Annotated in this window: 19 protein-coding genes and 1 pseudogene; 6 read left to right on the forward strand and 14 right to left on the reverse strand. The window is 56.8% G+C overall.

All coding sequences use genetic code 11. From position 1 onward, the window contains the following. Window positions 1–16: 16 nt before the first annotated feature. Window positions 17–424 carry a VOC family protein gene (locus tag ATY02_RS21785; protein ID WP_020300844.1) on the forward strand — a complete coding sequence of 136 codons (408 nt, stop codon included), beginning with the start codon at window positions 17–19 and terminating at the stop codon, window positions 422–424. Here ATY02_RS21785 and ATY02_RS21790 read toward each other — a convergent pair. The 4 genes from ATY02_RS21790 to ATY02_RS21805 all read right to left on the reverse strand — a co-directional run bounded on the left by ATY02_RS21790 (window position 421) and on the right by ATY02_RS21805 (window position 3,538). Beyond that, window positions 421–1,200 (reverse strand): SDR family oxidoreductase, encoded by a 780-nt coding sequence (locus ATY02_RS21790; RefSeq protein ID WP_020300845.1) that lies wholly within the window; start codon window positions 1,198–1,200, stop codon window positions 421–423. The genes ATY02_RS21785 and ATY02_RS21790 overlap by 4 nt on opposite strands. A 24-nt stretch (window positions 1,201–1,224) precedes the next feature. Beyond that, window positions 1,225–2,256 (reverse strand): aromatic ring-hydroxylating dioxygenase subunit alpha, encoded by a 1,032-nt coding sequence (locus ATY02_RS21795; protein ID WP_020300846.1) that lies wholly within the window; start codon window positions 2,254–2,256, stop codon window positions 1,225–1,227. 17 nt (window positions 2,257–2,273) lie between these two features. Next, window positions 2,274–3,215, reverse strand: coding sequence for a Rieske 2Fe-2S domain-containing protein (locus ATY02_RS21800; RefSeq protein WP_020300847.1), 942 nt, complete (start codon window positions 3,213–3,215; stop codon window positions 2,274–2,276). A 122-nt stretch (window positions 3,216–3,337) separates the two neighbouring features. After that, complete coding sequence (locus tag ATY02_RS21805) at window positions 3,338–3,538, reverse strand: hypothetical protein (protein ID WP_128706716.1); 201 nt, start codon at window positions 3,536–3,538, stop codon at window positions 3,338–3,340. Here ATY02_RS21805 and ATY02_RS21810 point away from each other — a divergent pair. Genes ATY02_RS21810 through ATY02_RS21820 form a run of 3 tightly spaced genes read left to right on the forward strand, consistent with a single transcriptional unit; the run spans window position 3,525 to window position 6,697 of the window. After that, complete coding sequence (locus tag ATY02_RS21810) at window positions 3,525–4,004, forward strand: MarR family winged helix-turn-helix transcriptional regulator (protein WP_020300849.1); 480 nt, start codon at window positions 3,525–3,527, stop codon at window positions 4,002–4,004. The genes ATY02_RS21805 and ATY02_RS21810 overlap by 14 nt on opposite strands. Next, window positions 3,997–5,178, forward strand: coding sequence for an HlyD family secretion protein (locus ATY02_RS21815; RefSeq protein WP_020300850.1), 1,182 nt, complete (start codon window positions 3,997–3,999; stop codon window positions 5,176–5,178). Before ATY02_RS21810 ends, ATY02_RS21815 begins: the two co-directional genes overlap by 8 nt. Continuing rightward, window positions 5,171–6,697 (forward strand): DHA2 family efflux MFS transporter permease subunit, encoded by a 1,527-nt coding sequence (locus tag ATY02_RS21820; protein ID WP_050585608.1) that lies wholly within the window; start codon window positions 5,171–5,173, stop codon window positions 6,695–6,697. Before ATY02_RS21815 ends, ATY02_RS21820 begins: the two co-directional genes overlap by 8 nt. Here ATY02_RS21820 and ATY02_RS21825 read toward each other — a convergent pair. From ATY02_RS21825 to ATY02_RS21835, 3 genes and pseudogenes are all read right to left on the reverse strand, one after another. Continuing rightward, the gene (locus tag ATY02_RS21825) at window positions 6,685–8,337 is read right to left on the reverse strand and encodes a methyl-accepting chemotaxis protein (protein ID WP_020300852.1); all 1,653 of its coding nucleotides are present in this window, start codon (window positions 8,335–8,337) and stop codon (window positions 6,685–6,687) included. The genes ATY02_RS21820 and ATY02_RS21825 overlap by 13 nt on opposite strands. 63 nt (window positions 8,338–8,400) lie before the next feature. Next, window positions 8,401–8,586 (reverse strand): acyl-CoA dehydrogenase C-terminal domain-containing protein, encoded by a 186-nt coding sequence (locus tag ATY02_RS21830; RefSeq protein WP_076961359.1) that lies wholly within the window; start codon window positions 8,584–8,586, stop codon window positions 8,401–8,403. A gap of 228 nt (window positions 8,587–8,814) precedes the next feature. Continuing rightward, window positions 8,815–9,993: pseudogene (locus ATY02_RS21835) on the reverse strand (IS3 family transposase). Window positions 9,994–10,216: 223 nt separating this feature from the next. Between ATY02_RS21835 and ATY02_RS21840 the strand changes: the two are divergent. Then, the gene (locus ATY02_RS21840; RefSeq protein WP_081997921.1) at window positions 10,217–10,489 is read left to right on the forward strand and encodes a response regulator transcription factor; all 273 of its coding nucleotides are present in this window, start codon (window positions 10,217–10,219) and stop codon (window positions 10,487–10,489) included. 435 nt (window positions 10,490–10,924) lie between these two features. On the opposite strand, the gene ATY02_RS21845 is transcribed toward ATY02_RS21840, so the two are convergent. From ATY02_RS21845 to ATY02_RS21865, 5 genes are all read right to left on the reverse strand, one after another. Next, window positions 10,925–12,187, reverse strand: coding sequence for an OprD family porin (locus ATY02_RS21845; RefSeq protein ID WP_020300856.1), 1,263 nt, complete (start codon window positions 12,185–12,187; stop codon window positions 10,925–10,927). 105 nt (window positions 12,188–12,292) lie between these two features. Then, window positions 12,293–13,468 carry a 3-hydroxybenzoate 6-monooxygenase gene (locus ATY02_RS21850; RefSeq protein ID WP_020300857.1) on the reverse strand — a complete coding sequence of 392 codons (1,176 nt, stop codon included), beginning with the start codon at window positions 13,466–13,468 and terminating at the stop codon, window positions 12,293–12,295. Then, the gene (locus ATY02_RS21855) at window positions 13,465–14,322 is read right to left on the reverse strand and encodes a fumarylacetoacetate hydrolase family protein (RefSeq protein WP_020300858.1); all 858 of its coding nucleotides are present in this window, start codon (window positions 14,320–14,322) and stop codon (window positions 13,465–13,467) included. The genes ATY02_RS21850 and ATY02_RS21855 overlap by 4 nt, the downstream gene beginning before the upstream one ends. Continuing rightward, complete coding sequence (locus tag ATY02_RS21860) at window positions 14,319–15,365, reverse strand: cupin domain-containing protein (RefSeq protein ID WP_020300859.1); 1,047 nt, start codon at window positions 15,363–15,365, stop codon at window positions 14,319–14,321. The genes ATY02_RS21855 and ATY02_RS21860 overlap by 4 nt, the downstream gene beginning before the upstream one ends. A gap of 18 nt (window positions 15,366–15,383) precedes the next feature. Then, window positions 15,384–16,772 carry an MFS transporter gene (locus ATY02_RS21865; RefSeq protein ID WP_020300860.1) on the reverse strand — a complete coding sequence of 463 codons (1,389 nt, stop codon included), beginning with the start codon at window positions 16,770–16,772 and terminating at the stop codon, window positions 15,384–15,386. Window positions 16,773–17,036: 264 nt separating this feature from the next. On the opposite strand from ATY02_RS21865, the gene ATY02_RS21870 reads away from it, so the two are divergent. Further along, window positions 17,037–17,783, forward strand: a complete 747-nt coding sequence (locus tag ATY02_RS21870; RefSeq protein ID WP_032904489.1) for an IclR family transcriptional regulator — start codon at window positions 17,037–17,039, stop codon at window positions 17,781–17,783. Between the two features lie 14 nt (window positions 17,784–17,797). Here ATY02_RS21870 and leuD read toward each other — a convergent pair whose 3' ends face one another. Then, window positions 17,798–18,442 (reverse strand): 3-isopropylmalate dehydratase small subunit, encoded by a 645-nt coding sequence (leuD, locus tag ATY02_RS21875; RefSeq protein WP_020300862.1) that lies wholly within the window; start codon window positions 18,440–18,442, stop codon window positions 17,798–17,800. Between the two features lie 6 nt (window positions 18,443–18,448). Beyond that, the gene (gene leuC, locus ATY02_RS21880; RefSeq protein WP_020300863.1) at window positions 18,449–19,861 is read right to left on the reverse strand and encodes a 3-isopropylmalate dehydratase large subunit; all 1,413 of its coding nucleotides are present in this window, start codon (window positions 19,859–19,861) and stop codon (window positions 18,449–18,451) included. Window positions 19,862–19,914 lie beyond the last annotated feature (53 nt).

The following is a 19,914-nucleotide window of genomic DNA, read 5'->3' on the forward strand; positions in this document are numbered from 1 at the left end:
GATCAGGGGCGTTGCGATGATCCTGCGCATGGACCACTTCACCATCGTCACCAACCAACTGGAGGCGACACGGGATTTCTACGTGGAGGTACTGGGTCTGGTCGACGGGCCACGCCCGCCCTTCCCGGTTCCCGGCTTCTGGCTGTACGCCCGGCAACAGCCCGTACTGCATGTGGTGGGCGTATCACAAATGCCGGAGCCGCGACGTGGCGTGCTCGACCATATGGCGTTTCATGCCCAGGGCTTGCAGAAAATGTGGACGCACCTGGATGAGCACGGCGTGCGATTCAAGGTGATCCGTGCTCCCGGCGCCGATCGCACGTGGCAGCTGTTCATGCAGGACCCCAATGGGGTTGAAGTGGAGTTGGATTTCGACGCCAGCGAAGTGCTGCCCGCCGACTGGAAGGAACGCCGGGGAAGCTAAATCAATCCAGCATAACTGCCGCCGTCGATCTGCAAATTTTGCCCGGTGATATAGCCGGCTTGCGCCGAACAGAGAAATGCGCAGGCGGCTGCCAATTCGCTCGGCTGGCCAAATCGTCGCGCCGCTATCGGCTTGAGCATTTCCACCCGTGCTTGCTCAAAACTGAGCTGGCGAAGCCCCGCCAGCTGCTCGGTCATAAAGCGCAGACGGTCCGTCTCAATGCGCTCCGGCAGCAGATTGTTGATCGTTACATTGTCCCGTGCCACTTCGACCGACAGAGCTTTGCAAAAAGCGGTCAGCCCGGCACGTGCAGCGGTGGACAAACCCAACGGCAAACGCGGTGACTTGACCATCGCCGAGGTGATATTGACGATGCGGCCGAAACCTCGCGCCCGCATACCGCCGATCACAGCCTGGATAAGCAGAATGCCTGAGAGCATGTTGGCCTCAATGGCCGCCATCCAGGCCGCGTGATCCCAATCCTCCAGACGACCCGGCTCTGGGCCGCCGTTGTTGGTCACCAGAATGTCGACTACCGGGCACGCGGCCAACAATGTCGCACGCCCGGCAGAGGTGGACAGATCCGCCACCACCGTGCGGGGCAGCCGGCCAGTGCCGAGAAAAATGTCCTGCGCGGTTTGCGCCAGGGTCTCGGCATTGCGGCCGTTGATCAGTATCTCGCAACCCTCCTGCGCCAATGCCAGCGCACAGGCTTTGCCAAGCCCTCGTGAAGACGCGCATACCACCGCCATGCGCCCGCCAATGCCCAGATCCATAGCCGTACTCCTTGCGTGATGGGGTCAGTCTTTCATGCCCAACAACGTGCTGATATCGCGTCCGGGTTCAGCATCGCTGCCGTAGGCGAACTGACCGGCGCGCTGGCGTTCGACCAGTTGTTCCATCTGGTAGCGATAACGAGTACCTGGGGTATCGAAACGCGAATGCAGGTCACGTCGCTCATCGGTCTCGAAATAGCGCTGATTTTGCGGACGCACCACCGAGTTGTCCTGGGGCTGGATGATGTAGTTGATGCGCGGCATCACGTAGCGAAACGGTGACGGTGCAGCGGTGGTATTGAACGTGACGTCACAGCGCGAGCGATGCTTGCCCACCGGCAAGAACGGTTGCAAGTTAGGAACGTCATAACCGGGACGAAATCGCGGGTAGGAGATGCACACATTACTGCGCAAATGGATGTGCAGCACCGCGCGAAAATCCTGGTACTTGGCGCGCACCCCGCCGACCCAACGCATGATCGGCGCCACTGATTTTTGTGCGACTGTACGGGTGCGGGTCACCGTTTCAGAGGTCCATTGCACCTCGACCTCGTCCGACTCGCTGATGCCGTCGCCGATGGTATTGGCATGCAGGAAATCGGCGTGGGTCAGGTCAATCAGGTTTTCTACAGAGAGCGCAGAGGTCGCATCGAATCGCACGGTGCGCTGGGTGTAGCCAGGAAGACTGCCGTCTTGCGGCAGGAACGGGATATGCGGCAGCAGCAATGTATCGGCGGCATCCGGGTTGCCGTACCAGACCCAAATGTAGCCGTAACGCTCGACCAGCGGATAAAACCCGCTGCCGCCAGTGAATGCCGTCAGCACGCACGTATTTTCACGCAGACGATAGGGATGGAATTCAGCTGCTCTCGGCTGCCCGTTTTCCCGCCACAGGTAATAGGGTTGGGCATGAATGATTCGACGAATTGGCTGGGCACTGAGGTCGCGACTATGGGAGACCGGAAACCAGGTGTCACGCAGGTCATAGTTGATCGGTGTCCAGTCACCCCGCACTTTGCGCGACGGAGTATCGGTAGAGGAAGGCACGGAATGCATGGTGAGTTCTCCTGTGCTCAGACGATCGCGCTTGCGGGAATCAGATGCGGTCGGCGAAAGGCACGCAGGTCGCGGGATGGGGCTTGCAGCAGGGCCGCGACGGCTACGCCGTCAATCAAGTGGTTCACCCGGAACGGCGACCTGCTGAATGCACGGGCAATACGCCAACGCAACGGTGCCTTGGCCGGCACGTGCTCAGTCACGAATCCTCGCCAGCACAGGCTGGTGGTGCCACGGCGGTTGGCCCCGGTTGCGATCATCAGGGTAACGAGCGGCATTTCTTCTTCGTTGAGCAAATCCACCCGAATACTGCCGCCGCTCAGGGGTACTGCGGTGCGCACAATCAAGGGGTAGTCCACCACAAACTGCGATGGCAGAAATTGTGTGGACCATACCGCACCGCGCTCCAGAACCACGCGGCCCTGCTCTCTGCGTAGATCGCCAAGGAAGAAATCGGTGAGGCGCACATGGGTAAAGCCGAGCAAGCATTCCGGGCCGTCGAGCATCGCCGCCAGATACTGGTCGTGACTCATGTTGACGACGGTGGAACCGGTAAATTCGCGACCGCTTGGCCGGTAATCGCTGCTGGGGAGCTCCCCTTGCGATGCGCCCTCACCCAACCACACATGGACGAAGCCATTGGCTTCGCTCACCTGAAAGGCCCGCACGGCATAGCGTGGCGGTACGCGCTCATCATCATTAAGGTTGGGAATTTTTGTACAACCGCCACTGGCACCATCGAAGGTCCAGCCGTGGTAACCACATTGCAAACCAGACTCGACAACTCGTCCCAGAGCCAACGGCACCCGCCGATGTGGACAACGGTCTTCCAGAGCAAAAGCCTGCCCGGCTGCGTTGCGGAACAGGACCAGTTCCTCGCCACCAAAGGCCACGGCCAATGGCTTTTGATCATTCACAGCCTCGGAAAGCGCCATGGCCCACCAGCCAGGGGTCGTCATCGGTTTGCCTCATTGTTGTTGTGTTTTTGGGCTTTTGTTTGCAATGCAATCAACGCTAACGGTAGCGGCACAATGCTGTGATGGCAACCATAAGTAAACATTTTAATGATTTATGTTCATACTCATAAAAACCTATCTAGAACCCAGAAATACTCCGAACACTGCTCAACAAAACGGATTATCAGCCAAATAAATCGCTGAATATGAACATTCTTAACTTTAATGCCCATTTTTCCTTGAAAAGGATCAGCAGAAAACCTATAAGCCTGATCACCATGAGCATGCTCATTCACTTCAGGTGCGTTGACGATGACCCAATCCATCCTCGGCTTTGTCCTCCATGACGTTGCCCGTTTGATGCGTAAACGCTTCGAACAATGGGCCCGCGCAGCCGGTCTCACGCGCTCTCAATGGCAAGTTCTGGCCAAACTGTCCACGCATGAAGGCATTCACCAGAAGGGTCTGGCCGACTTGCTTGAAATCGAGTCGGTCACGCTGGTGCGCTTGCTGGACAAAATGCAGGAGCGCGGTCTGATCGAACGTCGCAACCACGCCACCGATCGCCGTTTTTCCCTGTTATTTCTCACTCCGGATGCCCATCCGCTGCTGCAATTCATGCGCACCATTGGCGAGCAGACTCGAGTGGAAACCATGGCCGACTTTTCCGTTCAGGAGCACGATCAATTGCTGCAGTACCTCGAACGCATGCGTGAACACTTGCTGACGGCTTGCAGCCAGCCGGTGGATGAGCCCACTAACTGCGCGGCAGACGAGGTGACGCATGGCTGAGTCCACATTGCAGCGTCATGCGGTGCAGGCAGAAGCCCGTCCACTCGACCCACTGGCGAAACCTGAAGCGCAGGCGCCTGAAGCTCCCACCCTTGATCGTCATGGGCCAGAATCCTCCGGCGCTCCACGGCAACGCTGGCGCGTCGGCCTGTTTTTGCTGGCGCCGATTGTCGTCGTGGCCTGTGGCGCCTGGTATGTGTTGGGTGGCCAAGTGGTCAGTACCGACAACGCCTACGTTCAGGCCGAACGGGTGGGCGTTTCGACCGATGTGGCCGGGATCGTGGCGGCCATTGAGGTCAGTGACAACCAAGTCGTGAGCAAGGGCCAAGTGTTATTTCGCTTGAAGCCAGAACCCTTTGAAATCGCCTTGGCCAGTGCCAGCGCGCAACTGGAAGGCGCGCGCAACCAGATCCTTTACCTCAAGGCCAGCTACAACCAGTCACTGGCCGAAATCGCCCAGGCTGAAGCCAGGCTGCCCTACTACCAGACCAATTTCCAACGGCTGGAAAAACTTGTCAGCGTTGCCGCCGTCTCCAAGACAATCTACGACGACGCCCATCAGGACCTCGACAATACCCGCCAGCAGGTTTTGGTAGCCAAGTCCCAGGCTGCTGCGGCATTAGCCCAACTGGGAGGACGGCTGGACAGGCCTCTCGAGCAACATCCCTCCTACTTACAAGCACAAGCAGCGCTCAATGAAGCCGAACGCAACCTGCGTAACTCGGTGGTGACCGCCCCGTTCGACGGCGTGGTGACCAACGTGGACTCGTTGCAAGTGGGCGCCTACCTGCAACCCCCACAATCAGGCTTTAGCCTGGTGTCCAGCGAACACCTATGGGTGGCTGCCTCGCCGAAAGAAACCGAGCTGACCAACGCTCACGTCGGCCAGGACGCAACCATTGAGGTAGACACTTATCCCGGCGTGACCTGGCACGGCACCGTGGAAAGCATCAGCCCGGCTTCCAGCTCCAGCTTTTCGCTACTGCCGGCACAGAACACCACGGGCAATTGGGTGAAGGTTGTGCAGCGTATTCCGGTGAAGATCCGTATCGACGATGCCGTAGGCAAACCCGCGCTGCGCCACGGCATGAGTGCCTTGGTAGAGATCGATACCGGAACCGCCCGTGGTCTGCCGAAACCGCTGGCCAACCTGCTCGCCCGCCATCATGAGTGAAGTAACTGGGCCGCTGCCACCTTCGCCGCTACGAGTACTGATTACGCTGTGTGTGGTGCTGGCAGTGGTCATGCAAGCCTTGGACACCACCATCGCCAACGTCGCCCTACCCTATATGCAGGGCAGTGTGTCGGCCAGTGCCGACCAGATTAACTGGGTACTGACTTCCTACATCGTCGCCACCGCCATCATGACGCCGCCCTCGGCATTCCTTGCCCGACGCTTCGGTCGCAAGCGCGTATTGCTGTGGTCGATCTTCGGTTTTGTATTGGCGTCGGTGCTCTGTGGCATTGCCCGGTCCCTGGAAGAAATCATCCTGTTCCGTTTACTGCAAGGGCTGGCAGGGGCAGCATTGGTGCCGTTATCGCAAGGCATTCTGCTGGATATTTACCCGCAGAAAGACCGTGGCTCGGCAGTGGCCTTGTTCGGCGTGTCGGTGATGGTTGGTCCGGTGCTGGGTCCGATGATCGGCGGCTGGCTAACAGAACACCTCAGCTGGCGCTGGGTGTTCTTCATCAACTTGCCTATCGGATTGCTGGCCTTTGTCGGCATGATGCGCTTCATTCAGGAAACCCCGGCCGACAGAACCGCCCGTTTGGACTGGCTAGGCTTTGGCTCGCTCAGCGTGGCGATCCTGTCGATTCAATTGTTCCTCGACCGCGGTGAACAGCTGGGCTGGTTCGATTCAGGAGAAATCATCCTGGAGGCGCTGGTGGCCGCCATCGCTTCGTACATTTTCATCGTCCACACCTTCACCCACGACAAGCCCTTTATCAGTCTGAAACTGTTCAAGGACCGCAATTACTCGGTGGCGGTCGTGTTTATCTTCATCATCGGCATTACCTATTTAGCGTCATTGGCGCTGATGACACCCTACCTGCAAACCCTGATTGGTCACCCGGTGCTCACCGCCGGCATGGTCATGGGGCCACGCGGACTGGGGACCATGCTTAGCATGTTCCTTGCCGGGAAGATCATCGGCAAAGTGGATATTCGCTGGATACTGTTTTGCGGTTTGTTGCTGTCCGCCTGGTCGATGTACATGATGACCGGCTGGACGCCGGCAGTGTCCATCAACACCATCGTGTACGTCGGCTTTATTCAGGGCGCGAGCCTGGGTCTGTTGTTCGTCCCACTGACCACCATCGCCTTTACCACCCTAGCGCCGCATTTGCGTGGCGAAGCCACTGGTCTGTACAACCTGTCACGCAATGTCGGCTCAAGCGTTGGCATCTCGATCGTTACGGTGCTGCTGGCTCAAAACACTCAGATCAATCATGCCGAAATCGGCGCATACGTTACGCCGTTCAACCGCCTGTTCGATGCCTGGCCTGTAAACAACCAACTCAATCCATTAACCGCCGGCGGGCGTGCGGCGCTGGATGGCATGATCACTGTGCAGGCCAGCTGGGTGGCCTACCTGGATGACTTCAAGCTGCTGATGTGGTTATCCATTGGAGTCATACCCCTGCTGCTGATATTCAGGACACCGAAGTCTCAAGCAAATCAGGCCTCGTAGCGAAAACGTCCCACTGCTACATTCAGCTCATCGGACAGTTCGCGCAAAGACACCACAGCTCCGGACACCTGATGAGTGATCGCATCGCCCTCGCCGGCCATGCGTGCGATGTGCTCGACGTTGGCAACGATGCCCCGCCCACCCTCGTTCTGCACGCTCACCGCATCGGCAATCCGGTCCACCCCACGCGTGGAGTCGCCGACCAGTTCCGCTGCCTGTTGCAGGGTACTTTCCAACTCACTCAGCAGTCGGCCGCTGTCGTCCAATGCCACCGTGCCGGCGCGCAGGGCTTCGTCGACCACCTCGGACTGGCTCTCGAGCTTTACCGTCAACTGGTTGATCGAGTTGGCTGCCAGCGCAGAGCGTTGTGCCAGATTACGCACTTCGTCCGCCACCACGCTGAAGCCGCGTCCACTCTCGCCAGCCCGTGCCGCCTCGATCGCCGCATTGAGCGCCAGCATGCTGGTCTGCGCGGAAAGGTCCTTGACCTGACCGATGCTGGCGGTGATCGCAGTAGTGCTTTCGACAAAATCGCCCACCGAGCCACGGATGGCGGAGAATGCATGGCGCACGCTGTCGATTTTCTCGAGCAGTCGCGACAAGGCCAAGTGTCCATCCTGCGCACCGCGCAAACTGGCTTCGGCGCAGCTGCGCAGGCTTTCAGCATGACTGGAGATTGCCGCAATCCCGTCGCTCATCTGCTCGATGGTCATCGACACCGCGCCCACCGCACCGGCCTGCGCCGTAGAGCTTTGCGCCACACGCGCCGAAGCGCCCACCAGCTCCTCTGCCGAGGCGCCGACCGATGCCGCGACTCCGGCTACCTTGCGCATTGCCTGCTGGAAGCTATCAATGAGTTCGTTGAATGCCTGAGCCGTGTGGGCAATCTCGTCTCGACCCATGACCCGCACGCGTCGGGTCAGGTCGCCATCGCGCAACTCGATCGAAGCCCTCTCGATTTCCCGAATGGGCCGGATGATTTGCGCACGCAACAAAAGACTGACTAACACAGCCAGTAAGCTGCCACCCAGCAGCACCGCGACGAGCATCCGTGAGACCTGCTGTTGTGTTGCGCCCGCCTCAGCGAAGGCGCCAGAGGTCAGCTCGGCTTGTAGGCCCAACAGCCGGTTGAATTGACCTTGCAGGCCATTGTTGTCGGCACGCACCCGACCCAGCAGCGAGGCAGCCTGTATCTGGTCACTCAAAGCAGTGCGCTTGAATTCGGCAAGCCCCTCGCCGACCACTGCGGCCTGCTCCTGCACCGCTTGATAGAGCGCTCTCTCCTCTTCGCCCAGGCGAGTTTCACGAGCCACCTTGTCCAGCCCGGCACGCATGTCGTCAACACTGGCCTGCATATCTTCAAGATATGACTCAAGGTCTTCCGCGGAAGCTTGCCCACTGGATTCAAGGATGCGCGCGCCTGTGGCATATGCGCCGACCATCGCCGCCTGCGAGGCGGCCGAGGTTTCTAACACTTGCCGATATTGCTGGAAACGCAACTGGTCGATTTCCTCGATTACCGCTTGTTGCTTAGCCAGCCCGCGGTAGGCCAGACCCGAGACAACCAGTAGAGCGAGCACAAATAACCCGGGCAGCACGAGGAGCTTGGCGCCGATTGAGAAGCCTTTCAGAAATGACATGTTGGTTACCGTTTTTGTTTTTATAGGGCGTGACTAGGCAGGCAATTTATCCTGCATTATTCTTTATACAGTATTTAATTCTATTATCAGAACAATATTAAAAGTTTGATGTCCCGCCATCGTGCCTTGCCTCCGCCCTGCAACTAACGCCTGGCGTAACCAAAGCCAGCCAACCAGCACTGGAACGAACAGGCCCAGGTAAGCAGCGGCATTGCAAAGACCAAGGTCAGGTTCGATACCGCCCCCCACAGAATCGCCAGTGCCTTGATTAATTCCGCCGCCAGTACCGATGAATGCCGCAGCCCTGCGGCTTCATCGAGCCTGCGGCGACCTGCTCAGCCGTAAGCGAACGTCCATGTGAGGCTTCCAGCAAGTGCTTACCTATTCAGGCGAGGGAAAGTTTTTCAATGAAGGCCGGGAATTCCGCTAAATGCGGAGTCACCGGGCAAGCAGGGAGGAACCCGCACCCTGTAGTGGTCAACTAATTCCGGACACCTCGATAGGTGATTTTGACGCCATCGCCCGTTCGTAAACGGTCGGTGGCAGATATCCCAGTTTCGAGTGCAGCCGTTCGTTGTTGTAAACCCAACGATGTACTCAGTGATGTCGCGTATCGCCTCGGCATGGTTGGCGTAATCACGTCGCCATACCCGCTCCATTTTCAAGCTCAGAAAGAAGCGCTCCATCACTGCGTATCCCAGCAGTTACCTTTACGGCTCATGCTTTGCTGCATGTCACTTCTTGCCAGTAGCGCTCTGTAGCTCGCACTCGCGTACTGGCTGCCGCGATCCGAGTGGGCGATCAAGCCGGGTGGCGGTTGACGTTGAGCAACCGCCAGCTGCATTGCACTGCACACCAGTTCAGCGGGCATGTTCGGCGCCATTGACCTGCCCACTACCTTGCGTGAGAACAAGTCCAGCACCACAGCCAGATACAACCAGCCACTGCGGGTTCGGATGTAGGTAATGTCTGCTACCCAGGCCTTGTTCGCCGCCTCGGGTTCAAATTGGCGGTTCAATACATTTTCAGCAATCGGCAGGTCATGTTTGCTGTCGGTGGTGTGCACAAATTTACGCTTCCAGGCCGAACGCAGGCCGTTGACGCGCATCATGCGGCGAATCTTGTAAATGCCTACTTGCATACCCTTTGCGCGTAACGCTTTACGCAATGGGCGACTGCCATAACAGCCGCCACTTTCAGCAAACGACGCCTTGAGTTGCAGAGCAACGGGGCAGATCGATGCAGGAGCCCCAGCGCGCTTGTTGGCCTCGTAGAAGCCGGATCGACTAACCCCCAACAAACGGCACACATACGCCACCGAACAAGCCTTCTGTTGCAGCTGGCGAACCAAGCGGTACGTTACTTCAGCTCGCGGGCAAAGAAGGCGGTGGCTTTTTTTAATACATCGTTATCCATCTTGAGCTGACGGTTTTCTTGCTCCAACTGGCGAATACGCTGTTGCTCAGAGGTCAGCGGCTTGCCGATCCCGGCTTGCCCCAACTTCTCGGCCTCATACTGTTGTACCCAGCGTCGAACGGCCGTATCACCAATATCAAGATCACGACAAACCTGTGAAACACTCAGGCCCTGGTCCTTGATCATCTTTACAACTTCCAGCTTGAAGCTGTCGTCGAATACTTTGCGTTTGTCGGTCATGGAGAACTCCTCAATAGGTGTATTTTCCACCTATCGGGGTGTCCGGGGAAATTAGACCACTACACCCTTCACGTAACGAAAAAATCGACGCTGCCTGGTGTCCCCAATTGCACCACTACTACGCCAACGAGCGTGACATAGACTGCAGCGCATTGTTCAGAACACCCATCCCGCACTGGTCAAGTGGTTGCAAAAGATCGCAAGCGAAACGACCAGGCCGGCCATGCAGGCCTCGCTTCACTCAGGTCCGGTTGTGCGCCCGGAGCCCCCTCCAAGCTCTGCTTCACCCAGCCGCCTGCTCACACCCAAGGAGCGAGCAGTCTTGCAACTGCTCGCTCGCAACCTGTCGAACAAGCAGATTGCCCAGGCGTTGAATGTCGCTGGAGAAACCGTGAAATGGCACTTGAAAAACCTCTTTGGAAAATTCCAGGCGAGTACTCGCAAGCATGTCGTGGATCGCACCTACATGTTGGGTATTCTCGAGTTGACTGGCTAACGCCAGGCCTTTGGCCCCTTTCTTCCAATCCCCGCTCTCACAGCCCCCCTGTCTCAATCCACGCCTCCCCCTGACAACGGGGGTGGCCGGCTGTCCTTGACGCAATAGTCTTAGTTCCAGGTTGAGGTTCCGCTCCTGAATCGGGTTAGCCCGGTTGGTATAGCGATGTGTAATTGAAACAAGAGACTTGCCGGCGCGTGCCGGCTATCCACGCACCAATGGTGTCCCGCTACCACATGGACGCGAGCTGTTCCGATGGTGTTGCCGCTGACCGAAAACTGCCCCAGTAAAGGCTGATCAGTTTTCAATCAGCGCCAACGCTATGAGCGACTGAGGTAGCAATAGCCCACGATCAGCACGCAGATGAACAGATTAAGATCAATTGACGGACGACATATTTGGCCATTGGCGCGCAGGGTTGGTAAGAGCGCAAGGCTATAGCAGCTTCCAGGTATAACTGAGAACGACGCGATACTCGTCAATATCAGTTCTGTAATTAGACCGCGCTACGGCATCGCGAAGCCTGATACCCAATCCCTTGACAGGCCCGCTCTGGAAAACATAAGACATATCGATATCGCGTTCGCTATCCTTACCCTCATAGCCGCGCCCTGTCTCAACATTGTTCCCCACAACGTATCTAGTCGAAAATAGGAGGCCCGGTACACCCGCCGCAGCGAAGTCATAGTCGTAACGCACCTGATAAGACACTTCGTTTTGTGATGAGAAGTCATAAGTAGGTAGTTCATTGGCCAAGGGCGCTATATTGGCGAACACCCGGGGGAACGCGGTGTTACCGTACATTCTTTGGTACCCTACGGTCACAGCATGCCCGGACCTTGCCACCCCAAGGGTGCCATACAAAGCCCGATTATCGACCGCCCCTATTAAATGATCACCATCTTCCACAGCATCATACTGTGCCAACGTACCGGTCACCGACCAACGCCCTACTAACTGCTTATGCTTAATGCCAACATAACTCTGTCGGTAAATGTCCTCCAGTTGGGCGTACCAACCACTGACAGTGGTACGTGACTCATTAAAACTATAGTCACCGCCCATATAATTGAAGGCATCACTGGACGCTGTGCGTTGCGGAATATAGCCCAACATCGCGATCAACTTTTCGTCACCGGCTTCATTTCGTAGACTAGTCGATTTGATTCGCCCGCCTTGAAGGGTCAGCCCAGTAAGTTCGCTGCTCGAAAAGGAGGCCCCCTGATAGGAAGGTGGAAGCAAACGAATATCGCTGAAGGGCAAGACGGGAATGTCTGGTTGAAGTTCACCCAGCCTCAGTTCGGTTTTAGAAAACCTGGCTTTTAAGGTTGGCCCTACGCGACTGTAATCGTCGGCAGGAGCCCCGCTATCCTTAATAGGCAGCAAGCCCGTCCCTACCCGTCCAGGGCCACTATCAAGCTTGAGGCCCAGAGTGGCAATCGCATCAATACCAAAGCCGACCGCGCCTGGGGTATAACCTGATTTGAAATTAAGAATGAAGCCTTGAGCCCACTCTTCTGCCTTGGGTTTCTCGGCCCCGCGAATATCTAAATAGTTACGTTGAAAGTAGTAGTTTCTGGCCTGAAGTGTAGCGGTCGAATCTTTGAAAAAATCGGATTCCTCAGCCCATGCCAAGCCTGGCGTACAAAAACACAGTAACGCCGGCCACACGAGCGGGCCGCAATTTTTGTAGTACATGATTTCACCCTTTTTATTTTTATAGAATGATCATTGCGTACAGCAGAAAGCGACGATCAACCCGGCAACGTGAGCACGTTGAATAATTGACCGTCACTGGGAGTTCTAAATTATCGCGTCATATAACCAGGTGAGACCGGCATATGCTTGTTCAGGGGTGCGTGCGGCGAGCATACCGTTACGCAGTTCGGCTGCCACTCCTTCGGCATGGTAGAACTCTCCATGAACACGTGCCATCACCTGGCAACGGCCAGTGCGAAGGTATCGGCGAGCCTGATATGCCTTAAAAGCTGACTCAAAATCACCCTGACACTTTTCGATTTCCTGTGCGAGTACGACGCCATCTTCCATCGCCATACACGCCCCTTGTGCAAGGTATTGCAACATGGGGTGCGCGGCATCGCCCAGAAGCGTGGTACGTCCCTCACTCCAGTTTTTCACGGGTTCACGATCGCACAATACCCACATCCGCCAGCTTTCAATTTTGGACAGGAGCGTTTGTACGGTGTCACACGTGCCGGCAAACCGACGGCGTAATTCTTCAGGGTCTCCCTCGGTGTTCCAGCCCTCTACATAGCGGTCGCTGTGGAAGACTGCGACCAGGTTGAATAGTTTTCCACCTCGAAGCGGGTACTGGACCAGGTGGGACTTTGGCCCCCCCCAAAGAATCATCGAGTTGCGTCGAAACTCAAGCGGCACGTCCTCAATGGGCAACACCGCCCGGTACGCAATGTGCCCGGAGACCACAGGCGCACCGTCACCGACAATTTTCTCTCTGACTTTCGACCACAATCCATCTGCGCCAATCAGTGCGCAACCCCGAATGGTTTCACCTTGGTCAGTGGTCACGCACACGGACAGGCCATCATCTTCGTAGCCCACCACTTTTGTGGCGATCCTGAAGTCGACATCAGCGGACTCGCGACACGCGGCCAGAAGAACCGAATGCAGGTCCGCACGATGCACCAAGGCGTAGGGATACTTGAAACGTTCCCGAAACGCTGCGCCTGTCGGGATGGTGGTAACCACCTCAGCGCTGACACTGTCCATGAAGATCAAATCATCGGGTAACACGGTAAGTTCGCGTACCTGATCAGCAACGCCGAGCGTCTCCAACACGCGAAAACCGTTAGGACCCACCTGGATCCCCGCACCGACTTCGCGAAACTCTTCGGCCTGTTCGATTAAGAGCGTTTTGAAGCCCTTATGTGAGAGTGCCAGCGCTGCTGCCAGACCGCCAATGCCCCCCCCAATGATTACAATTGGATCTTGTAGGCTCATGACGACACGACCTCGACAACAATTTCACCAATCCCTTCAATTCGTGCTTTGATCTGATCACCGTGAACAATGGGACCCACACCTTCGGGCGTTCCGGTGTACAACAAATCACCCGGCTCAAGTGTGTAATAGGTCGAGGCGAATTCGATCAGCTCTGCCACGTTCATGATCAAATCCCGAGTATTGGCGTGCTGGCGTTTCTCACCATTAACCTCCAGCAGCAACTCCAAGCCCTGTGGGTCGCTGAGCTCATCAGCCGTGACAAGCCATGGCCCCAACACCGAGTAAGTGTCCAACGATTTGCGCAAGCTTCGCTCTTCAGGCCCGCGGATCGTGATGTCCAGGCCAATGCTGTATCCGGCAACATAGGCCAGTGCGTCTTTCGCCTTCACATCCTTGGCACGCTTGCCAATAACAGCGACTAGCTCGATTTCGTGATCGGTACGGCGCTCTGGAAGATTAATCACAATCGGTTTACTGACACCGATCAGCGAGCTGGTAGCTTTCAGGAAGAGGCCCGTCTCCTGGATTTTTCGGACATTGGCACGTGTAAACGTCTCCGTGTCTGCGATGGCTTCATCAAGGTGAGCTTGATAGTTGACAGGCGCAGCCACAATTTTGCCTGGGTTACCGACGGGGCTAAGCAGCTCGACATCGCTTAACTTGAAGACCGCTGCGCTTCCCTTGGCAAGCGAGATTTCGGGGCGTAGCTCGGCCAGGTTAGCGATCAGCAGGTCATGGCGCGGAAACGGATAACGGGCAGGTGACAAAATACGCAGTGCTTGGGAAACGTCATAGACAATGTCGCCCTCAATCAGGCCCAAACGGTTATCGTTAAACAGACAAATTTTCATGGTTTTTCTCCTGGTGTAGTAGTTGCGCTCGGATTGATTTCGCTGCGCCAAAAACCGAGGTGTTCTTGCAACGGTCGATCGGAAAAGCTGAACAGTACGCATTGCTCGTCCGCCTCAAAACAACGCCATGCCCAACCCGGAACAACAAATACGTCGTCCTTGCAGGCTGTCCACGTTTGGTCACCGACCTGAACGCGCAGGCTGCCTTCAACCACGCAGCAAACAGCTCCGTCGGTTTCACGAAAGCTCGTGCCCTTGAACCCTGCTGGGAACATCTGCATAAAGGCACCCATCGAGCGAATCGGGGACAGCCCATTCGTTGGGTTGGTAAACATCAGTTTGAAACCGTTGCACGCGTCCCACTCATCGACGAGCGACAACTGTTCAAGCGCTGCACGCGTGCGCGAATAGGGGTAGTGAAAAAGTGGGCTGACGGGGCCGCCGTGGGTGTCGCCTACAGGTCTCAGGCCAGCGGCGAATCGCGCATTGGAGTCGCCTGTCGGGCGTGTCAGGGCCTGACGTAGATTCGGGTCATCAGCAGAGAAACCGGCGTTGAGCATTTGCACAACAGGCACATCCAGGCCGTCCAGCCACATCACAGGTTCCGTGCCCTGCGCACCATGGTCATGAAAAACGTTCGTGGGCGTGATGACAAAGTCACCCGGGTTCATTAGTACCTTTTCGCCATGCACCGTAGTGAACCCACCCTGGCCACTTAAAATCAGTCTTAGCGCAGACGCCGTATGGCGATGACTGGGGGCGACCTCCCCGGGCAGGATCATTTGAATACCCGCATAGAGGGATGACGTTATCTGCGACTTGCCCCGAAACTTAGGGTTTTCTAGGACAAGCACACGGCGCTCCGCATCTTCGGCGGAGATGACCTCACAGGCCATTTTCATATTTTGGCGAATGGTTTCGGCGCGCCAGATTACGGGGTCCGCCGTCTGCTTGGGCTCGCGCGGGGTAAGCCCGCGCAATACCTCCCAGAGGGGCGTCATGTTGTCATGGGCAATGTGATCTCTAAAGGCATTGTTACTCACAAATATCTCCTTACCTATCTATCGAACTTCGTTCAGCCGTGCATCGCTACGGTCTTGGTTTGCGGTCCGTGCGATGTGGCGACGGACGAGGGTCAGCGCGACAAAAAGAATCAACATCATGGCTGCTATAAAACCGAAGAACCGAGTGCCTGTGCTGGCAAGAATCCAGGGGCCGATGAAAGCGCTCAGCACCGCGCCCAGCCGTCCGAAAGCTGCGGGCAAACCGACGCCACTTGCACGCATTGAGGTAGGGAATATCTGCGCCGCCAGCACGAATAGGATTGCTTGTGTGCCCGGTACGCAGAGGCCGAGCAGCAGCAGGCTAACGGTGATGATAGGGAGCGAATTCGCAGCAGGTTGCAACGGCGTTACCATCAGCGCAGCGCAGCAGGCCAACGCCCCCGCCGCCATGCAGAGCATGGTTTTGCGCGAACCGAAGCGACTGAACAGCCAGCCGCCGCCCACCCCTCCAATCAGGCCACCGAGGCTGAACAACGCCATACTTGCGCTGGACATACTGACGCTGTAACCGGCCTCGACGAACAGGGAGGGGGACCAGGTAAACATGAGGTAGCTAGACAGAATCACGGTAAAGAAAGCGACCGCCAGAACCCGTGTGTCGCCGGCATATTCGCTGGCCATTAACGTTCGCACCGAAGCCTTCTTGACTGCAGCCGCTTCGCCGCTGTCCTCCAACGTGGTGGTCAATGACACCGCATGCCCCAGGTGGCGAATGATGTTCAGGCACGCTGCCGGCTTGATGCCGCGCGCCACCAGAAATCTCAGCGACTCTGGGACGCCAATGATCAGCGTCAGCGCGACGATCAACGGCGCACACCCCGCAATCACGAAAAAACTGCGCCAGCCAAGGGCAGGAAGAATTTGCGCCCCTAACAGGCCAACGACAATACCGCCAAAAGGCAACGCGCTCATCCCGATGGCGAGGGCAAGGCTGCGCCGGCGCAAAGGTGTGTACTCAGCCAGCATTGCCGTGACGTTAGGCATGGCTGCTCCCATGCCCAACGATGCAATCACTCGGCAGACGCCCAGAAAGACGATGTCATCGGCGAGCGCGCCCAATAACGTCATCAGGCCAAACGTTACGCTGGACGCGATGAGGGTCCATTTTCTGCCGATGCGGTCGCCCAACAGGCCCCCGAGGGCCGTCCCCAGTGCCATGGCCACGAAACTGAATCCAAGCACCGGTGCAAAGGCTGCGCGGCTGATACCCCATTCGGCTGAAATGGAGGACAGCGACAGGCTAAGCACCTGCGCGTCCACGCCATCGAACACCATGACGAGGGCGACCAAGAAGAGAATTCGCTTTTGATAGGACGTCCACTCTCCGTGATCGAGAATAGGGGCGATGTCGAGGACGGGGGACGATGGCTGCGCTAGCTGGCTCATGATGGAACCCTCACACCTTAAGGTGTTTTGTATTATTTGTTGTAATACGATAATTATGTTTTTTCCAAAAAGTGTCAACGCTTTTATCTTATGGCGCTATTTTTGTTTTTACTCACCTCGTGGTCGAGCTTGGCGGTAACATGCGGGCTCCGTCAAGCACACCTTTCTAAGGGGGCAGGGTTGATAAAGCAGCAGGTAACCGGCGCGTCAGCCATGCAAGTCTCAGGCGCAGAAGATCCCAAAGGCAGCTCCCAGGATCGCTTGATGCGCCTGCTCGAATTGTTCAGTGGAGACAGCAAATCTGATTGGTCTGTGGACGAAGCGGCGATCGAGTTAGGACTATCGGCGAGCCATACGTACCGTTACTTTCGAACCCTGTCGGGTGCCGGATACATCAGCGCCTTTACCCCGGGGCGCTACGTGCTGGGCCCAGCAATCATCGCGTTGGATAGAAAAATGCGGTTGGGTGATCCGATGATCCAGGCTGCAAGGTTGGTCATGGGTGACATGCTGAATGCGGCCCCCGCTGACAGCATCGCGATTTTATGCCGGTACTTCCAAGAGCACGTCATGTGCGTGCATGAGGAGTTCACCACCCGTTTCAAGCAAGACATCAGCTATGAGCGCGGCCTCCCAAGGCCCCTTTACCAAGGCGCAGCCTCAAAGGTCATCCTGGCGCACCTGCCATTGCGCCAGGTCAAACCCTACTACGAAGGCGTAACGGGCGAATTCGAGCGCTTTGGCCTTGGGGCCAATTGGGCGCAAGTCAAGCAGACACTGAGATCGCTGAGAAACGAGTCCGTAGTCATCACTTCAGGCGAATTGGGCAATAGCGCTGCGGGTATTTCAGCCGCCGTTTTTGACGATAAACGGGTGATCGGCAGCATCAGCATCGTGATACCCGTCGTCGATGCCTCCCCGGAAGTCAGAACACTGCTCGCGCCTATTGTTGCGAAGGCCGGGGCCGAGATGACGCAGAAAATGACGGTGTTGGCGTCTTCTGGATCATGAAATACACAACGCCGTCAGCTCTCTGGAAACAGCCAAGGCTCGGTGGCGCGTCGCTTGCTTTCGTATAAGCGCACGTCGTCGGCTTGAGCGAGCGTCAGGCTGATTTCATCGAGCCCCAACATCACGCATTTTTTGCGGAATGCATCGATCTCGAAACGGTAGATCACGCCCTCAGGCTGGGAAACGGTTTGGTCCGCTAGATTGATCTCAAGTTGCAACGCAGCATCACGGGCCGCGAGTGAGAACAGGTGATCCATTTCATCCTTGGTCAACACGATGGGCAGCACGCCGTTCTTAAGGCAGTTGCCATAAAAAATATCTGCGAAACTGGTGCTGAGCAGCGCTTTGAACCCGAAATCACGCAAGGCCCACGGCGCGTGCTCGCGGCTCGAACCACAACCGAAATTATCTCGGCACAGCAGGATTTGCGCTGACTTGAACCGGGGCTGGTTGAGCATGAACTGCTCGTTGAGCGGTCGTACCGAGCAGTCGTCCCCAGGTTGGCCTTGGTCTAGATAACGCCAGTTATCGAACAGGTAATCGCCATAGCCATATTTGCTGATCAATTTCATGAATTGCTTCGGCAAAATGGCGTCCGTGTCCACATTGATTCGATCAAGCGGCGCCGCTACTGCACAAAACTGCTTGAATGGTTTCACGGCCTTTCAACTCCTTATCTGGGCAGCGGTTATATCAACGAAATGTCCTGCCAGGGCCGCCGCTGCTGCAGTGACCGGGCTCACGAGGTGAGTTCTGCCACCCTGCCCCTGACGCCCCTCGAAATTGCGATTGGACGTAGATGCACAACGCTCCCCAGGGAGCAGCCGGTCCTCGTTCATTCCCAAGCACATCGAACAACCGGGCTCGCGCCATTCAAACCCAGCGTCGATGAATATCCTGTCCAAGCCCTCGGCTTCAGCCATGGCTTTGACCTGTCCTGATCCCGGCACCACCAATGCTTGTTTGATACGCGTGGATACTTTTTGACCGACTACAACCTGGGCAGCTGCCCGCAGGTCCTCGATGCGTGCATTGGTGCAGGAGCCTATGAAAATCTTGTCGAGTTCGATTGAAACGATGGCTGTGCCCGCTGTAATCCCCATATAGTCGAGCGCGCTGACCAAGGCCTGACGTTTAGCGGGGTCTACTTCGTCCGCGGGGTCGGGCACCTTTTCTAGAACATCGCACACCATTTGCGGAGAAGTTCCCCATGAAACTTGAGGGGCAACTTTTGCTGCATCCAGGTTCACCACCTGTTGGAAAATTGCCCCAGGGTCGCTGTGAAGCGTGCGCCAAAACGTAGCGGCGGCCTCCCAGCCTGCGTCTCGCGGCGCATGAGGTCGGCCGTGCAGGTAGGCCAGTGTGGTCTCGTCTACACCGATCAGCCCGACGCGAGCTCCGGCTTCGATTGCCATATTGCAAAGGGTCATCCGCGCTTCCATGGACATGCTACTGACCGTGCTGCCCGTGAACTCGATTGCATGACCGGTGGCCCCCGCAGTACCGATTTTGCGAATCAAGCTCAGGGCCAAGTCTTTTGCGGTCACGAACGGCTGCAATTCGCCGTCGATCTGAACCTTCATCGCCGCCATGGGTGAAACACGCAGGCACTGGGTGGCGAGAACGTGCTCGATCTCGGAAGTGCCGATGCCAAATGCCAAGGCCGCGAAAGCACCATGGGTACTGGTATGAGAGTCGCCACAGACGATGGTCATTCCCGGAAGACTGGCGCCAGATTCAGGCGCGATGACATGCAAAATGCCCTGCCTTTGATCACCCATTTTAAAGTGGCGCAGGTTCAGGTCATCGCAGTTACGCTCAAGCGTCTGAACCTGAATTTTCGCTACCGGATCCTGAATGCCCAGAGCCAAGTCCCTAGTCGGCACATTGTGGTCCGAGGTGGCGATGATCGTGCCGCTTCGCCAAGGGTTCAGCCCCGCTGCCGATAAACCTTCAAAAGCCTGGGGGCTGGTGACTTCATTGATCAACTGCAGATCGATGTAAAGCATCGCCGAACCGTCCGGGTCATGACGTACGACGTGCGTTTCCCAGAGTTTTTGCAGCAGCGTTTTGGGCACTGGAGGCTCCTCTTGTCAGATCGATCATTACGGACCTGCCTGGCCGGATTGTA

Origin of the sequence: Pseudomonas sp. BIOMIG1BAC (assembly GCF_001705995.2) — a bacterium.
Classification (GTDB): domain Bacteria; phylum Pseudomonadota; class Gammaproteobacteria; order Pseudomonadales; family Pseudomonadaceae; genus Aquipseudomonas; species Aquipseudomonas sessilinigenes.

Excerpts from the sequence above, each read along its gene's own strand:
- ATY02_RS21845 (WP_020300856.1), bottom strand. The coding sequence starts at position 12,187 with ATGTACTACAAAAATTGCGGCCCGCTCGTGTGGCCGGCGTTACTGTGT.
- ATY02_RS21790 (WP_020300845.1), bottom strand. The coding sequence starts at position 1,200 with ATGGATCTGGGCATTGGCGGGCGCATGGCGGTGGTATGCGCGTCTTCA.
- ATY02_RS21855 (WP_020300858.1), bottom strand. The coding sequence starts at position 14,322 with ATGAAAATTTGTCTGTTTAACGATAACCGTTTGGGCCTGATTGAGGGC.
- ATY02_RS21810 (WP_020300849.1), top strand. The coding sequence starts at position 3,525 with ATGACCCAATCCATCCTCGGCTTTGTCCTCCATGACGTTGCCCGTTTG.
- ATY02_RS21825 (WP_020300852.1), bottom strand. The coding sequence starts at position 8,337 with ATGTCATTTCTGAAAGGCTTCTCAATCGGCGCCAAGCTCCTCGTGCTG.
- ATY02_RS21785 (WP_020300844.1), top strand. The coding sequence starts at position 17 with ATGATCCTGCGCATGGACCACTTCACCATCGTCACCAACCAACTGGAG.
- ATY02_RS21815 (WP_020300850.1), top strand. The coding sequence starts at position 3,997 with ATGGCTGAGTCCACATTGCAGCGTCATGCGGTGCAGGCAGAAGCCCGT.
- ATY02_RS21805 (WP_128706716.1), bottom strand. The coding sequence starts at position 3,538 with ATGGATTGGGTCATCGTCAACGCACCTGAAGTGAATGAGCATGCTCAT.
- ATY02_RS21800 (WP_020300847.1), bottom strand. The coding sequence starts at position 3,215 with ATGACGACCCCTGGCTGGTGGGCCATGGCGCTTTCCGAGGCTGTGAAT.
- ATY02_RS21840 (WP_081997921.1), top strand. The coding sequence starts at position 10,217 with ATGCAGGCCTCGCTTCACTCAGGTCCGGTTGTGCGCCCGGAGCCCCCT.
- ATY02_RS21795 (WP_020300846.1), bottom strand. The coding sequence starts at position 2,256 with ATGCATTCCGTGCCTTCCTCTACCGATACTCCGTCGCGCAAAGTGCGG.
- ATY02_RS21820 (WP_050585608.1), top strand. The coding sequence starts at position 5,171 with ATGAGTGAAGTAACTGGGCCGCTGCCACCTTCGCCGCTACGAGTACTG.
- ATY02_RS21850 (WP_020300857.1), bottom strand. The coding sequence starts at position 13,468 with ATGAGCCTACAAGATCCAATTGTAATCATTGGGGGGGGCATTGGCGGT.
- ATY02_RS21865 (WP_020300860.1), bottom strand. The coding sequence starts at position 16,772 with ATGAGCCAGCTAGCGCAGCCATCGTCCCCCGTCCTCGACATCGCCCCT.
- ATY02_RS21870 (WP_032904489.1), top strand. The coding sequence starts at position 17,037 with ATGCGCCTGCTCGAATTGTTCAGTGGAGACAGCAAATCTGATTGGTCT.